At 69.0% G+C, this 13253-nt stretch carries 14 protein-coding genes; all 14 read right to left on the bottom strand.

The annotated features are described in order from the left end of the window. Positions 1-6: 6 nt before the first annotated feature. The 14 genes from U4Z64_RS01495 to U4Z64_RS01430 all read right to left on the bottom strand — a co-directional run bounded on the left by U4Z64_RS01495 (position 7) and on the right by U4Z64_RS01430 (position 13238). Positions 7-1176 carry an acyl-CoA dehydrogenase family protein gene (locus U4Z64_RS01495; protein ID WP_321819036.1) on the bottom strand — a complete coding sequence of 390 codons (1170 nt, stop codon included), beginning with the start codon at positions 1174-1176 and terminating at the stop codon, positions 7-9. Further along, positions 1173-1982 (bottom strand): enoyl-CoA hydratase family protein, encoded by an 810-nt coding sequence (locus U4Z64_RS01490; RefSeq protein WP_321819035.1) that lies wholly within the window; start codon positions 1980-1982, stop codon positions 1173-1175. The genes U4Z64_RS01495 and U4Z64_RS01490 overlap by 4 nt, the downstream gene beginning before the upstream one ends. 25 nt (positions 1983-2007) lie before the next feature. Continuing rightward, positions 2008-3096 carry an NAD(P)H-dependent flavin oxidoreductase gene (locus U4Z64_RS01485; protein ID WP_044845672.1) on the bottom strand — a complete coding sequence of 363 codons (1089 nt, stop codon included), beginning with the start codon at positions 3094-3096 and terminating at the stop codon, positions 2008-2010. Next, positions 3093-4019, bottom strand: a complete 927-nt coding sequence (locus tag U4Z64_RS01480; protein WP_044845673.1) for an enoyl-CoA hydratase — start codon at positions 4017-4019, stop codon at positions 3093-3095. Before U4Z64_RS01480 ends, U4Z64_RS01485 begins: the two co-directional genes overlap by 4 nt. Positions 4020-4027: 8 nt before the next feature. Continuing rightward, on the bottom strand, positions 4028-4825 hold the full coding sequence (locus U4Z64_RS01475; protein WP_124484681.1) for a CoA-transferase subunit beta: 798 nt from the start codon (positions 4823-4825) through the stop codon (positions 4028-4030). A 10-nt stretch (positions 4826-4835) separates the two neighbouring features. Further along, complete coding sequence (locus tag U4Z64_RS01470) at positions 4836-5729, bottom strand: CoA transferase subunit A (protein WP_321819034.1); 894 nt, start codon at positions 5727-5729, stop codon at positions 4836-4838. 9 nt (positions 5730-5738) lie between these two features. Next, positions 5739-6635, bottom strand: coding sequence for a VOC family protein (locus tag U4Z64_RS01465; RefSeq protein WP_321819033.1), 897 nt, complete (start codon positions 6633-6635; stop codon positions 5739-5741). A 249-nt stretch (positions 6636-6884) separates the two neighbouring features. Further along, the gene (locus U4Z64_RS01460; protein ID WP_193759899.1) at positions 6885-7301 is read right to left on the bottom strand and encodes a type II toxin-antitoxin system VapC family toxin; all 417 of its coding nucleotides are present in this window, start codon (positions 7299-7301) and stop codon (positions 6885-6887) included. Continuing rightward, positions 7288-7524 (bottom strand): FitA-like ribbon-helix-helix domain-containing protein, encoded by a 237-nt coding sequence (locus U4Z64_RS01455; protein WP_014899176.1) that lies wholly within the window; start codon positions 7522-7524, stop codon positions 7288-7290. The genes U4Z64_RS01460 and U4Z64_RS01455 overlap by 14 nt, the downstream gene beginning before the upstream one ends. Before the next feature lie 507 nt (positions 7525-8031). Further along, positions 8032-8679: a hypothetical protein gene (locus U4Z64_RS01450; RefSeq protein ID WP_415750545.1), complete on the bottom strand. Its 648-nt coding sequence runs from the start codon at positions 8677-8679 to the stop codon at positions 8032-8034. 815 nt (positions 8680-9494) lie between these two features. Then, complete coding sequence (locus U4Z64_RS01445; protein WP_321819031.1) at positions 9495-10268, bottom strand: SDR family NAD(P)-dependent oxidoreductase; 774 nt, start codon at positions 10266-10268, stop codon at positions 9495-9497. 37 nt (positions 10269-10305) lie between these two features. After that, the gene (locus tag U4Z64_RS01440; RefSeq protein WP_321819030.1) at positions 10306-11892 is read right to left on the bottom strand and encodes a FadD3 family acyl-CoA ligase; all 1587 of its coding nucleotides are present in this window, start codon (positions 11890-11892) and stop codon (positions 10306-10308) included. Between the two features lie 46 nt (positions 11893-11938). Further along, positions 11939-13006 (bottom strand): ferredoxin--NADP reductase, encoded by a 1068-nt coding sequence (locus tag U4Z64_RS01435; RefSeq protein WP_321819029.1) that lies wholly within the window; start codon positions 13004-13006, stop codon positions 11939-11941. Positions 13007-13016: 10 nt separating this feature from the next. After that, entirely contained in the window at positions 13017-13238 is a 222-nt protein-coding gene (locus tag U4Z64_RS01430) for a hypothetical protein (RefSeq protein WP_124570887.1), read from the bottom strand. Positions 13239-13253: the final 15 nt, after the last annotated feature.

Raw genomic sequence — 13253 nt, 5'->3', positions numbered from 1 at the left:
GCGCGCTCACGCGCGCGGCATGCCGAGCATCCGTTCGGCGACGATGTTGCGCTGGATCTCGTTGGTGCCCGCGTAGATCGGGCCGGCCTGCGCGAACAGGAAGCCGTCGAGCCAGTGGCCGAGCGTCGCGTGCTGCGCGGCCGTCTGCGGGACGACCTCGCCGTGCGCGCCGAGAATGTCGAGCGCGGTCTGGTGCATCCGCAGGTCCAGCTCCGACCAGAACACCTTGTTGGTGCTCGATTCCGCGCCGATGTGGCCGCCCTTCAGCAACCGGCTTGCGGTCGCATAGGTCGACAGCGCGTACGCCTGCGCGTCCATCCACGCGGCGACCACGCGTTCGCGCAGCGTCGGGTCGCGATCCGCGCTGTCGCGGTGCGAGAGATACAGGTCGCGCAACGCCTGCGCGGTGCGCTGGAACCGCGCGGGCGAACGCAGCATCAGCCCGCGCTCGAAGCCGGCCGTCGCCATCGCGACCTGCCAGCCCGCGCCTTCGGCCGCGAGGCGGTTCTCGACCGGCACGCGCACGTCGTCGAAGAAAATCTCCGCGAAGCCCGTCTGCCCGTTGAGCTGGCGGATCGGCCGCACCGTGATGCCCGGCGCGGACAGCGGCACCATCAGGAACGTGAGCCCGTGGTGACGCGACGATTCGGGATCGCTGCGGAACAGCCCGAACAGCCAGTCGGCCCACACCGCGCGGGTCGACCAGATCTTCTGGCCGTTGAGCACGTATTCGTCGCCGATGCGGATCGCCGTCGTGCGGATCGCGGCCATGTCCGAACCCGCGTTCGGCTCCGACCAGCCCTGCGCCCACACGTGCTCGCCGGCCGCCATCGCGGGCAGGAAGCGCGCCTTCTGCGCGTCGGTGCCGAAGTCCATCAGCGTCGGGCCGAGCAGGAAGATGCCGTTCTGGTTCACGCGCATCGGTGCGTCGGCGCGCCAGTACTCTTCCTCGAAAATCAGCCACTCGATCAGGTCGCAGCCGCGCCCGCCGAGTTCGCGCGGCCACGTGACCATGCTCCAGCGGCCCGAGTGCAGCGTGCGCTCCCATTCGCGGTGCGCGGCGAAACCTTCCTCGGTATCGAAGCTCGGCAGCCGCTCGCGCGGCACGTGCGCGGCGAGCCATGCGCGGATTTCCGCGCGGAACGCCTGCTGTTGCGGCGTATAGGTCAGGTTCATGCGCGTGCCTCCTCGACGCCTGCCTGCGCGTCGAACCGCGCGTCGCGCTTCTCGACGAATGCGGCGCGCGCCTCCGTCGAGTCGTTCGTCATGTAGGCCTGCAGCGTGAAGCCCTGCTCCCAGCGGTATTTGTCTTCGAGATCGCCGTCCTCGACGCCGTTCAGCGCCTCCTTCGCGAGCCGCACCATCGCCGGGCTTTTCTCCGCGATCTTGCGCGCTATCGCGAGCGCCGCGTCGCGCAACGCGTCGCGCGTCACGACCTGCTCGACCGCGCCGAGCCGGTACGCTTCGGCTGCGTCGATCATGTCGCCGGTGAAGTACATCGCGCGCACCTTCTGCACGCCGAACAGTCGTTGCAGATGCGCGCCGCCGCCCATCGCGCCACGGTCGATCTCCGGCACGCCGAAGCGCGCGCAGTCGGCCGCGACGATGATGTCCGCCGCGCCGCAGATGCCGATCCCGCCGCCGAGCACGAAACCGTGCACGGCCGCGATCACCGGTTTCGGGTTGCGGTGCACCGCGCGGAACGTCTCGTAGTTGCCCGCGTTGACCGACACGATCCGCTCCGGATGCGCGGCGAGTTCCTTGATGTCGACGCCCGCGCAGAAGCCGCGGCCTTCTCCGCGCACGACGATCACGCGCACGTCGTCGTCCTCGCCGAGCGCGTCGAGCGCGCGCGCGAGTGCATGCCAGCCCTGCGCATCGAGCGCGTTCACGGGCGGATGGGCGATCACCAGTTCGGCGATGCCGTCGGCGCGCTCGATCCGGAACGGCGTCGCGCCGCCCGGTTGATTGGATGCAGTCATCTCCAAAGCCTCCCTGTGATGTTTTTTACGCAGCCTGTGCCGCGGTCGCGCCGCGCAATGCGGCCAGCGCGTCGAGCCGCTCGCCGGCTTCCGCGACGATCCGCGCGATCAGCGCGTCGCACGATTCGATCGCGCCGATCATCGCGGCCGCCTGGCCGCTCGGCAGCACGCCTTCGTCCGGCCGCCCCTCGACGATCGCGCGCTGGATCAGGAACGGCGCGTTCGCGGCCATCAGCGTCTGGCTCGCCGTGTAGTCGTGCGAGCGCAGCGCCTTGATCGCGAGGCCGAGCATGTCGCCCGTGCTCAGGCCGTTCTGGCGGCGCCACGCTTCGGCCGTCTTCAGCGCGAACCACGTACGGCGCAGCGGGCCGAAGCGTTCGAGCTTCAGCAGGTACGGGTTGTCGATCATCCGTTGCGGCAGCCCGTCGAGCGCGTCCGACACGCGGATCCGCGCCGGATCGCCGACCGCGACGTAGCGGTCGAGCGTTTCGCGCGGCACCGGCGATTCGGCGCTCATCAGGAAACGCGTGCCCATCGCGATGCCGGCTGCGCCATACGCGAGCGCGGCCGCCAGCCCGCGGCCGTCGAAGAATCCGCCGGCCGCGACGACCGGCACCCGCACCGCGTCGAGCACCTTCGGCAGCAGCAGCGTGGTCGGCACCGAGCCCGTGTGGCCGCCGCCTTCCGCGCCCTGCACCGTCACGATGTCCGCGCCGAGCTCGACCGCCTTCGACGCGTGCTTCGGCGCGCCGACGGTCGGCATGCAGACGATGCCGGCGTCCTTGAAGCGTCGGATCGTCTTCGCGTCCGGCCCGCGGCCGTAACTGACCGCACGCAGCTGGTGCTTGATCGCGAGATCGACCACCTGTGCGGCGTTCTTCTGGAACATGTGGAAATTGATGCCGAACGGCTTGTCGGTCAGCGACTTCACCTTCAGGATCTCGGCCTCGACCTGCCCGGGTTCGAGCGTCGCGCCGGCGAGGAAGCCGAAGCCGCCCGCATTGGCGGTCGCCGCAACGAGCCGCGCGTCGGCCACCCAGCCCATCGCGGTCTGCACGATCGGGTAGCGGCAGCCGAGCAGGTCGCACAGCGGCGTATGCAGCGTCGTGCTCATGCGGCGGCTCCGTTGACGGCGGCCGGCGCCGCATCGGCCTGCGCTTCGTCGTCCGCCGGTTCCGGCTTGCGCTGCGAGCTGGCCATCTTGCGGGCGTCGTAACCGCCGAGGCGGTCGCCACTGACGAGCTCGTTGTGCGCATGCGCGAAGTGATGCCATGCGAATGCCGCATCCATCGCCGCGCGCTTGCCCTGCAGTTCCTCGACGTGGTTCAGCGCCTGCTTGGTCAGCGTGAGGCCGAGGCGCGGCATCGTCGCGATCTTCGCGGCGATCGCGTAGGTTGCATCGCGCAGCCGCTCGCGCGGCACCACGCGGTTGACCATGCCCATCTGATACGCGCGCTCGGCCGGCATCCGCTCGCCGAGGAACAGGAACTCCTTCGCGATGCGCGGGTTCAGCTCGTACGCATGCGCGAAATACTCGACGCCGGGAATCCCCATCCGCACGACCGGATCCGCGAAAAACGCATCCTCCGACGCGACGATCAGGTCGCACACCCACGCGAGCATCAGCCCGCCCGCGATGCACGCGCCCTGCACCATCGCGATGGTCGGCTTCGGCAGGTCGCGCCAGCGCCGGCACATCCCGAGGTACACCTCCTGTTCGCGTGCATACAGAAATTCGCCGCCCTCCTTGTCGACGTGGTCGTACCACAGCGACGCGCGGTCGAACGACTCGTGGATGTCGCGGCCCGGCGTGCCGATGTCGTGGCCCGCCGAGAAATGCTTGCCGGCGCCCGCGAGCACGATCGCCTTCACCGCGTCGTCGTGCGCCGCGCGCCGGAACGCCGCGTCGAGCGCATACGTCATCTTCGAGTTCTGCGCGTTGTGATACTCGGGACGGTTCATCGTGATCGTCGCGATGCCGTCCTCGACCGCGTAGTCGACGACACCGTCGCCGAACGTCATCTGGGTCGCTTCCATGTCGGACCTCATCCGCGGCGCGGCGCCGGATTGTTGCGCACGATCGTCGCGCGCAGGTTGTGAGGGTCGAGCGCACGCACGATGCGCAGGTCTTCCGCATTCGGCGCGGCCGTCGTGCCCAGGTCGGGCGCCGCGATCAGCGGGAAGCCGGTTGCGTCCTGCACTTCGTCGAAGCTCACGCCCGGATGCAGCGAACGCACGCGGATCGCGTGGTCGGGCCCGCCGAAATCCATCACGCACAGGTCGGTGACGATGCTGCGCAGGTCGACGAAGGTCTTCATGCCGGGCAGCCGGCGCGCCGGGTTGTAGCCGACCGTGCACACCATGTCGACTTCGCCTGCGACGAACGTGCGCTTGCCGTGGCCGCTCACGAAGAACGAGTTCGCGTGGTTCGTCGAGTTGCCGGGGAAGCCGCGCGCGCCAAGCAGCTGCGTCTTCGGACGCGCGTAGTCGTCGCCGAGCCACGAGATGTTGGCCTGGCCGAAACGGTCGATCTGCGTCGGCATCACCAGCGCGTGGCGGCGGCCGTGCCACAGGCAGTCGAACACGCGCTCGTAGGTCATCCAGCCGCTCGCCTGCACGCGATAGCCGTCGGGACGCGGCCCGAGCGGGATCGGCGCCTCGACGAGATACGCTTCGCCGTCGGTCAGCATCAGCCCGCTGTTGTACGCGAGCCGCGCGAGGCCGGCCGCGAGCCGCGGGCCCGTGCCGATGCCGGTCGCCAGCACTTCGCCGTCGTCGCGCCAGAGTCGCGCGGACGCGACGATCATCAGTTCCGCGAGGGAATGGTCGAGAGATTCGCTCACAGGCGCTCCTTTACAGAATCGGCAACGGCAGCGTCGTCACGTGCGACAGCCCGCCGACGCCTTCGAGGTACTGGCGCTCGTCCTGGCCGACCACGTCGCGCAGGTACGCCGCCGTTTTCGCGTCGTCTTCCGCGCTGGCGCAATACGCGCGCAGGTGCGGCAGGTCCCAGCCGTAGTCCGGCCCGCACGACGTCGGGTGCGCGCCGCCGGGCGCGTGCACGACGCCGGTGACGAGCGAGCGCTCGAACGGATTGCGGCGCGCGGCGTCGAGGTCGTCGCTCGCGAGCGACACGTCGACCGTTTCCGCCGACACGTAGCAGCGCTGCGCGGCGCGCGCCATCCACGCATCGAAGAACGGATCGGGACCGTCGATGCGCGTGTTGCCCATCCGGTCGGCCGCGTTCACGTGCAGCAGCGCGACGTCGAGTTCGATCGCCGGCATCGCGAGCAGCGTTTCGCCGTCGTCGTACGGCGATTGCACCGTGCGCAGCTGCGGCGCGTGATCGAGCAGCGCGGTGCCGAAACCGGCGCGCGTCGGCAGGAACGGCAGGCGCGCGGCGGCCGCGCGCAGGCCGAGCTGCAGCATCCCTTCATCGAGTTCCAGCACGTCGACGCGGCCCTGTTCGCGGGCCCGGCGGAAATGCGGCTCGAGCGGAATCACGTCGAGCGACACGAAGCCGAACACCGCCTTGCGCACCTTGCCGGCCGCGCACAGCAGGCCGATGTCGGCGCCGCCGTACGCGACGATCGTCAGGTCCTTCAGGTTCGAGCGCGCGATCTCGCGCACCAGTGCCATCGGCTTGCGCCGCGGTCCCCATCCGCCGATGCCGATCGTCATGCCGTCGGCGAGTTGCGCGACCACGTCGCGTGCGGACATCGTCTTGTCGAGAGGTTTCATCGTCATCGTGCTGGCTTACCGGTATCCGATGCTGAAATCGTGGCCCCACTGGCTCACCTTGGTGGCCTCGAATACCGCGTGCTTCGACCAGTCGACCGTGAGGCCGCCGAAGCCGTATTCGAGATCGAAGCCGCCGGGGGTCTTCATGTAGAAAGAAATCATCTGGTCGTTGCAGTGGCGACCGAGCGTCGCCGACATCTTCACGTCGTGCGCGGCGCCCCGATCGAGCGCGCGGCCGACTTCGTCCATCGAGTCGACTTCGGCCATCACGTGCACGCAGCCCGACGGCACCGCCATCTCGAACAGCGCGAGGCTGTGATGGCGCGCGTTGCGGCAGTGCATGAAGTGAATGCGCTTCTCGGGTTCGGCGGGGTCCGGCGTGAACTTCACGCGGTAGATGTCGGACAGCTCGAAGCCGAGCACGCCGCGCACGAACGCGTCGGTCGCGTCGAACTGCGGCGCGGGCAGCACCGCGTGACCGAGCCCCATGTCGCCGGTGACGAAGCGCGCGACGCCCAGCGGCGACACGAAGCGGCGGAAGTCGCAGCGCGCGCCCCAGTACAACTCGTGGCGGTTGCCGGACGGGTCGGTGCACCACGCCATCGCCTGCACGCGGCGCAGCGCGGCTTCGTCGCGCGTGGCGCGCACGGCCTCGACACCCGCCTGCCGCAGTGCCGTCAGCGCGGCGTCGAACGCGGCGCCGTCGGGCAGTTCCCAGCCCGACGCGAAATAGCGATCGGTCGCACCGGGGACGATCACGTAGCGGAAATCGCGCTCGTCCATCTTCAGGTACAGCGCGCCGTCGGGCGCGTCGAGCACCTGCATGCCCAGCACGTCTTCCGCGTAGCGGCGCCACGCATCGACGCGGGTCGCCTCGACGACGACGTAGCCGAGCGCACGGACATCGATCATGTCGGCCTCCTCCAGGTTCAGAATCCATTGTTCGTGAAAGGATTCTGGCCGGTCGGGGATGGCGTCACATCGTCTGTTGGGACGAGAGCGGACGGGTCTTTTAGGACGACGCCGGCCGGGAGAGGACCGGGAATCGGACGCGCGCTAAAGCCCGGTGATACGGGCTGCAAGCGGGCGATGCGCGACGGAGAACGCGCGAGGGAAGAAGGCGGGAAGCGATGGCGGATTGCCGCGACGCGGCAACCCGGCTCACTCGAACGGGTTCAGCAGCCGGACGCCGGTGCGGGCGAAATCGTCGACATTGCGCGTGACGACCGTGAGATCGTTGATCAGCGCGGTGGCCGCGATCAGCTTGTCGAGTGCGTGGGCCGGGTCGGGCACACGCAAATGGCCCCACATCTGGCTGGTTTCGAGATCGACCGGCAGGATGTTCGACGCATAGCCGGACAGAATCGTCGCCATCCATGCCTCGAGCGCCGACGCCTGCGGATGATCGCCGCGATGGCGGATCAGATCGACGCCGCGCCGAAGTTCGGCCACCGTCACGATCGACAGGTAAAGCGGGCTCGCGTCGGCCTCGGCCTGCCTGAAGAACGCGCGCACGCCGCGGTTGGTTCGCTTGCCCTTCCTGATCTCGCTGATGACGTTCGTATCAATCAAAAACACGCCTGACCTCGCCGGAATCCTGAACACGTTGGAAATCCGCGTCTTCGCCGACGTCCGGCATGCTCATCAGCACTTGCGCGAATGTCCTTCGCTTCGGCCGGCCGAGCGCATCGGCCAGAATGGCCCGATGTTCGGCCTCGGCACTCCTGCCGTTCGCCGCAGCCTGCTCTCGAAGGCTCTGAACGATACTGTCATCCACGTTACGCACCAGAAGATTTGCCATGAGTCCCTCCATCCAGATTGCTATCAATGATAGCGCCAACGCGGTGAATTGCAAGCATTGCTATCATCGTCGTGATCGGACGGAAGCCGGTGGTCGGCGTTGGCCGGCGGCAGCAGACGGCATGAAGCCACCCACGTTCCGCCGTCGGCCCGACGCGTCGAACTGCTGTCATCCAAGGTAATCCAGCCGCGGCGACGAAAAAAGACGGCCGAATGGCCATTCACCGACGGATAGTCTGCGCCGGTGGGGGATGTCGGACGCGCGCCGCACGACCATCACCAGCACCGCGACCAGAATCACGGACGCGATCGGCGACATCGTGCCGGTAACGACTGCGACGAATGCCTGGGCCGGCACGGTCCAGGTGAGTGCCAGGACGATAGACTCGAGCCGGTTCGGCCGGACGTTCCGGCAGTCCAGCAACAGGCAACGGGAAGGTCTGCGGATACGGTCACGGCACGAAAGCGTCGAACGGCCGGAGCGCGGCCGTGCCGTAATGCGTCCCGCTCAAAACCGGTACGAGATCCCGATCTGCAGCACCGGGTACCACCGATACCGCGACATCACGCGGTTCAGTTCGTCGAGGCCGCTGGCGGTCAGAATCTGGCTCTTCTGCGGTCCGGCCGCGGCGGCGAGTTGCGGCGACAGCGTGTACGAGCAGCGCGGGATGCCGTACGCGACGCCCAGGTCGGCGACGAAACCGAGCCCCTTCGACGCCGGCCGGTGCCCGTAGCCGATCCCGACATACGGCATCACGGTCGGATAGCGTGCCTCCGCGACCGCGTACATCCCCGGCAGCGCCGGAAAACGCTTGCCGGCGAACACGTAGGTCCCGTCGGTGGGCACCGACACGCCGCGGATATCGTCGTCGTTGAAGCGCAATCCGATCGTCGCGCGAAAGCCGCTGCCGCGCCACGGAAAGATGTCCGCATACAGGCCGCCTTGCCGCAACTTGATGTCGTCCTGGTAGCGATTGCCGGCCACCGTGAAGTCATGCGTCAGATTGATCGCGTTGAAATCCGCGTGTGCGCCGAGCACAGAATTGAAGCTCACTGCCGCGCCGATGCCGACGCCCTGCGTGCCGCCCTGCACGTAGATTTCCTGTGCGTGCGCGCCGGCCGTGACTACCAGCGCCAGCGCTGCCCATTGGTTCATTGTCATTTTCACGGGCGTCCCCCCGACATGTGCCGGGCGCGCCGACCCGCCACGTGCAGCGCATGTCGCCACGCGCGGCGGGTCCCCCGGCACGACATCTTGCAAGCAAGCTTGCTGTTTGACGGATCGAGCGTACGATGCCCGTGCGTGCCGCCGATACGACGCAGCGTGTCCGGCACCACGGGCCGCTATCCCGCGGCTCGATCCGATCCCCGATATTTCGATGTCGTTACGTGCCGCTCCCGCGATTTGTCGTTGCCATCAGTCGCGATTGTGTCGAGCGGCCCGGACCTAACCGCAAGGCATGTGCCATGCGGCGCGAACCGGCACGGGACAAGCGTCGCGGCCAAACGTCCGCGGTGATGCGGGGGAGAATCGACGGAAATGTTTCAGGAACGCATCTGTTTTCGGCACGTCAGCACCGTGCCCGATGCAGCGGAGCGATGCATCGGGTGCCGCGACGCGCGACGGGCAAGCACGCGCGGCTGTCGGCACGCGCGACATCGCAACGGCGTGCAAGCACGTGTGACGTCACGCATGGCAGGAAATGTTTCATCGACGTGACCTCGCGCGAGTCGCGCGTGGTCAGGATGCGAGAAGCGCGCAGCGCGGATCAGGGTGAATACCGAGGACGGTGCGCGCGCAACCAGTTGCCGCCGAGACGGCCGTTCATGCGCTTCGACGCATGCATGCGGGCAGTCGCTCCCGGGCGCCTGCGGCGCGAAGATCCGGGATCGATACGGCGGATTCGGCGCCGAAAGCAACCGAACGTTCGTCTGCAGGGCCCGCTCTCCCGAGCGGGCTCCGCGCATCCGCTACAACCCGTACCCGCCCGAGACGTTCAACTGCTGCCCCGTGATGTAGTTCGCGCGATCCGACGCGAGGAACACCGCCGCACGCCCGATATCGTGCGCCTTCCCCCAGCGCTTGAGCGCGAGCATCTTCTGCGTGTCGTCGATCCACGCCTGGTCGAACTGCCCCTGTTCGAGCAGCACCGGAAACATCCCGGCCTCGATCACGCCGACCAGGATCGAGTTCGCGCGAATCTCGTGACGGCCTTCCTCGCGCGCGAGCCCCTTCACCAGCGCCTCGTTCGCCGCCTTCGGCGCGACCGACAATCCGTCGCGATCCGGCCAGCGCAGATGCCCGGCCGAGCCGAGCGTGACGAACGACCCGCCGCCCGACGCACGGAAATGCGGCAACGCGGCCTTCGCCGCATTGAAGAAGCCGACCGTCTCGACCTCGATCGCACGGCGCCAGTCGTCGTGCGTCATGTCGCCGATGCGACGCTGGTTCACGAACGGGCCGGCCGCCCACACGATCGTGTGCACGCGGCCGTGCGCGTCGATCGCGGCCGCGAGCGCGGCATCGATCTGCGCGGGAGCGGTCACGTCCGCGCAATGCGTGGTGGCCGCGACGCCTGCGGCGCGCACCTCGCGCGCGACGCGCTCGGCCACCTCGGCCTTGCTGCGGTAACCGAGCGCGACCGGCACGCCGGCGCGCGCGAATTCGAGCGCGACGCCCTGCCCGATTCCGCCGCTGCCGCCGAACACGAGTACCGCGCCCTGCGGAAATCCGTTGTCGTTCATGCGTTCGTCCCGTTGATTTCGTGGCGTGCGCCGGCGTTCAGGCCGCCGCTTCGGTGCCCGCGCGCAACCGGTACTTCAGCACCTTGCCGGCCGCGCTCGTCGGCAGTTGCTCGACGAACGTGAAATGCCGCGGCACCTTGTAGTTCGCCATGTTGCTGCGCGCCCAGTCGTTCAGTGCGTCGGCGTCGGTGTGCGCGCCGGGACGCAACACGACATACGCATGCCCGACCTCGCCGAGCCGCGTATCGGGCACGCCGACCAGCGCGACCTGCGCGATCGCCGGATGCGCGGCCAGCAGCCGCTCGATCTCGGCCGGATAGCAGTTGAAGCCGCCGACGATGAACATGTCCTTGATCCGGTCGGTGATCTTCAGGTTGCCGTTCGCGTCGACACAGCCGAGGTCGCCGGTATGCAGCCAGCCGTCGGCGTCGACGGCTTCGCGCGTCGCATCCGGCTGGTTGAAGTAGCCGCGCATCACGTTGTAGCCGCGCACCCAGATCTCGCCGGTCTCGTCCGGCCCGAGCGCCGCGCCGTCCGGCCCCGCGATGCGCAGCTCGACACCCGGCATCGGGCGGCCCGACGTACAGGCGACTGTCTCCGCGTCGTCGCCGTGGCGGCACAGCGTCGCGAACCCGCACGATTCGGTCAGTCCGTAGCCGGTCAGCACGGTCTCGAAGCCGAGCTCGGCGCGCATCCGCTCGATCAGGCTCGGCGCGATCGCGGCCGCGCCCGTCACCGCGATCCGCAGCGACGACAGGTCGCGCGTCGCGCGATCGGGCGCATCGAGCAGCGCGTAGTACAGCGTCGGCGGGCCGGGCAGCACCGACACGCGTTCGTCGGCGATGCGGCGCAAGACGTCGGCCGGCTGGAACACGAGATGCGGCAGCACGGTCGCGCCGCTCGACAGCGCGGCGAGCCAGCCGGCCTTGTAGCCGAACGTATGGAAGAACGGATTGACGATCAGGTAGCGGTCGTCCCGGCGCACGCCGGCGATCGTCGCCCACGCCTGCGCGGCGCGCAGGTTCTGCCCGTGCGCGGTCATCACGCCCTTCGGGCGGCCCGTCGTGCCGGACGTGAACATCAGGTCCATCACGGTATCCGGCGTCACCTGCGCCTCCCGCTCGCGCACGGCGGCGAGCGGCACCGCCGCGCCGCGCGCGAGGAATGCATTCCAGGTTTCATCGTGCGCGCCGGACGGCGGCTCGCCGTCGAACACGACGACGCGTTCGAGCGTCGCGGGCCGGTGCGGCGCGAGCAGCGCCGGATAGGATTCGCCGAGGAAGGTGCCGCAGCAGAACAGCAGCCGCGCACCGCCGTCGTGCAGGATGCCGCCCACTTCCATGCCCTTCATCCGCGTGTTGACCGGCACGAGGATCGCGCCGACGGTGTGGATCGCCAGCGCCGCGACGATCCATTGCGGCAGGTTCGGCGCCCATACGGCGACCCGGTCGCCGGCGTCGATGCCGCTCGCGAGCAGCGCGCGCGCCGCCTCGAGACGCGCCGCATCGAGTTCCGCGTAGGTCAGCCGGCCGTGCTCCGACTCGATCGCCGGATGCGCGCCGTGGCGCGCGGCAGCCCGCGCGATCAGCGCGGGCGTGGTGAGGATTTCGTTGTCCATCGTCATATGCGTCGAAACAGGGTTGCCGTCGGTGCCATCGACACGTCGCGGCTCAATCGGGGAACACCACGCGCAGCGCGTCGCTCGCGGGCCGCGCGCAGCAGGCGAGCGTCCAGCCCGCCGCGATCTCGTCGTCGTCGAGCACGTGGTTGCTGTCGAGCGTCACCGCGCCGCGTTCGACGCGGCACATGCACGCGCCGCACTGCCCCATCCGGCAGGAATTCGGCGCAGGCAGGCCGGCGCGCAGCATCGCGTCGAGCAGCGTTTCTCCGGGCGCGCTGTCGAACGCGAACGCCTCGCCGTCGAGCACCGTCTCGATCGCCGCGCCTTCACCGACGCCGTCGCGATCGTCATCGCCGGACGCCGCCGCCGTTGCGGTCGATGCCGCCGGATCGGCCTGCGCCGGCGCATCCGGCAGCGACGCGAAGCGCTCGACATGCACGCGCGCACGCGGCAGCCCGAGGCCGAGCATCGCGGCGAGCGCGTTCTCCATGAACAGCGCCGGCCCGCAGATGAACGTCTCCTGCTGGCTGAACGGCCGCGCGAGTTCCTCGAGATGCCGCTGCAGCGGCACGCCCTGCACGCTGTCGAGCCAGTGGATCACGCGCAGGCGGCCCGGATGACGGTGCGCAAGCTGCCGCAGTTCGTCGCGGAAAATCACCGCGCGCTCGTCGCGGTTCGCATAGATCAGCGTCAGCATCCCGCGTCCGTGCACGAGCGCCGATTTCAGGATCGACAGCACCGGCGTGATGCCGCTGCCGCCCGCGAACAGCAGCAGGTCGCCGTCGAGCGTGCGCGGCGTGAAGACGCCGGCCGGCGGCAGCACGTCGAGCGCATCGCCCGCGCGAATGCGGTCGCACAGCCAGTTCGACGCACGGCCGTCGCGCACGCGCTTGACGGTGATCTTCGGCGCCGCGTCGATGCCCGGCGCGCTCGACAGCGAGTAGCAGCGCGCGACGGTCGCGTCCGTGCATGGCACGTTCAGCGTCAGGAATTGGCCGGGCCGATACGCGAACGCATCGCGCAACGCGGCGGGCACGTCGAACACGAACGAGCACGCGTCGTCGCTTTCGGCGATGACGTCGGCCACGGTCAGCCGGTGAAAACGGGGATCGCTCATCGCCGGCTCCTCATGCAGTGCGAGCCGCGCCGGCCGCACCCGCCGAAGCCGTATGCCAGCCGGCTTCTCCCGCACGGCACCGCGCGTCGTTCGACGCCAGCGCCAGCGCTGGCGCAACACCGGCGAACGCGTTCAGCACCTGCGTTGCCGCCGCGCCGATCAGCTGCACGAACTCGTGCACGATCGTTGTGTCCGCACCATTCTCGATATTGCGGTTCAATCTGCGTGTCATGGATCGTCTCGTTCC

Origin of the sequence: Burkholderia sp. BCC1996 (assembly GCF_905339955.1) — a bacterium.
In the GTDB taxonomy this organism is placed as follows: Bacteria; Pseudomonadota; Gammaproteobacteria; order Burkholderiales; family Burkholderiaceae; genus Burkholderia.
Note: the sequence above shows the minus strand (reverse complement) of the source record. Positions and strands in the feature narration are given on the sequence as shown.

Bases quoted from the DNA above. Each gene is read 5' to 3' on its own strand.
- U4Z64_RS01435 (WP_321819029.1), bottom strand. From the start codon at position 13,006: ATGAGCGATCCCCGTTTTCACCGGCTGACCGTGGCCGACGTCATCGCC.
- U4Z64_RS01445 (WP_321819031.1), bottom strand. From the start codon at position 10,268: ATGAACGACAACGGATTTCCGCAGGGCGCGGTACTCGTGTTCGGCGGC.
- U4Z64_RS01485 (WP_044845672.1), bottom strand. From the start codon at position 3,096: ATGAGCACGACGCTGCATACGCCGCTGTGCGACCTGCTCGGCTGCCGC.
- U4Z64_RS01480 (WP_044845673.1), bottom strand. From the start codon at position 4,019: ATGGAAGCGACCCAGATGACGTTCGGCGACGGTGTCGTCGACTACGCG.
- U4Z64_RS01440 (WP_321819030.1), bottom strand. From the start codon at position 11,892: ATGACGATGGACAACGAAATCCTCACCACGCCCGCGCTGATCGCGCGG.
- U4Z64_RS01495 (WP_321819036.1), bottom strand. From the start codon at position 1,176: ATGAACCTGACCTATACGCCGCAACAGCAGGCGTTCCGCGCGGAAATC.
- U4Z64_RS01490 (WP_321819035.1), bottom strand. From the start codon at position 1,982: ATGACTGCATCCAATCAACCGGGCGGCGCGACGCCGTTCCGGATCGAG.
- U4Z64_RS01450 (WP_415750545.1), bottom strand. From the start codon at position 8,679: ATGAACCAATGGGCAGCGCTGGCGCTGGTAGTCACGGCCGGCGCGCAC.
- U4Z64_RS01470 (WP_321819034.1), bottom strand. From the start codon at position 5,729: ATGACGATGAAACCTCTCGACAAGACGATGTCCGCACGCGACGTGGTC.
- U4Z64_RS01455 (WP_014899176.1), bottom strand. From the start codon at position 7,524: ATGGCAAATCTTCTGGTGCGTAACGTGGATGACAGTATCGTTCAGAGC.
- U4Z64_RS01430 (WP_124570887.1), bottom strand. From the start codon at position 13,238: ATGACACGCAGATTGAACCGCAATATCGAGAATGGTGCGGACACAACG.
- U4Z64_RS01465 (WP_321819033.1), bottom strand. From the start codon at position 6,635: ATGATCGATGTCCGTGCGCTCGGCTACGTCGTCGTCGAGGCGACCCGC.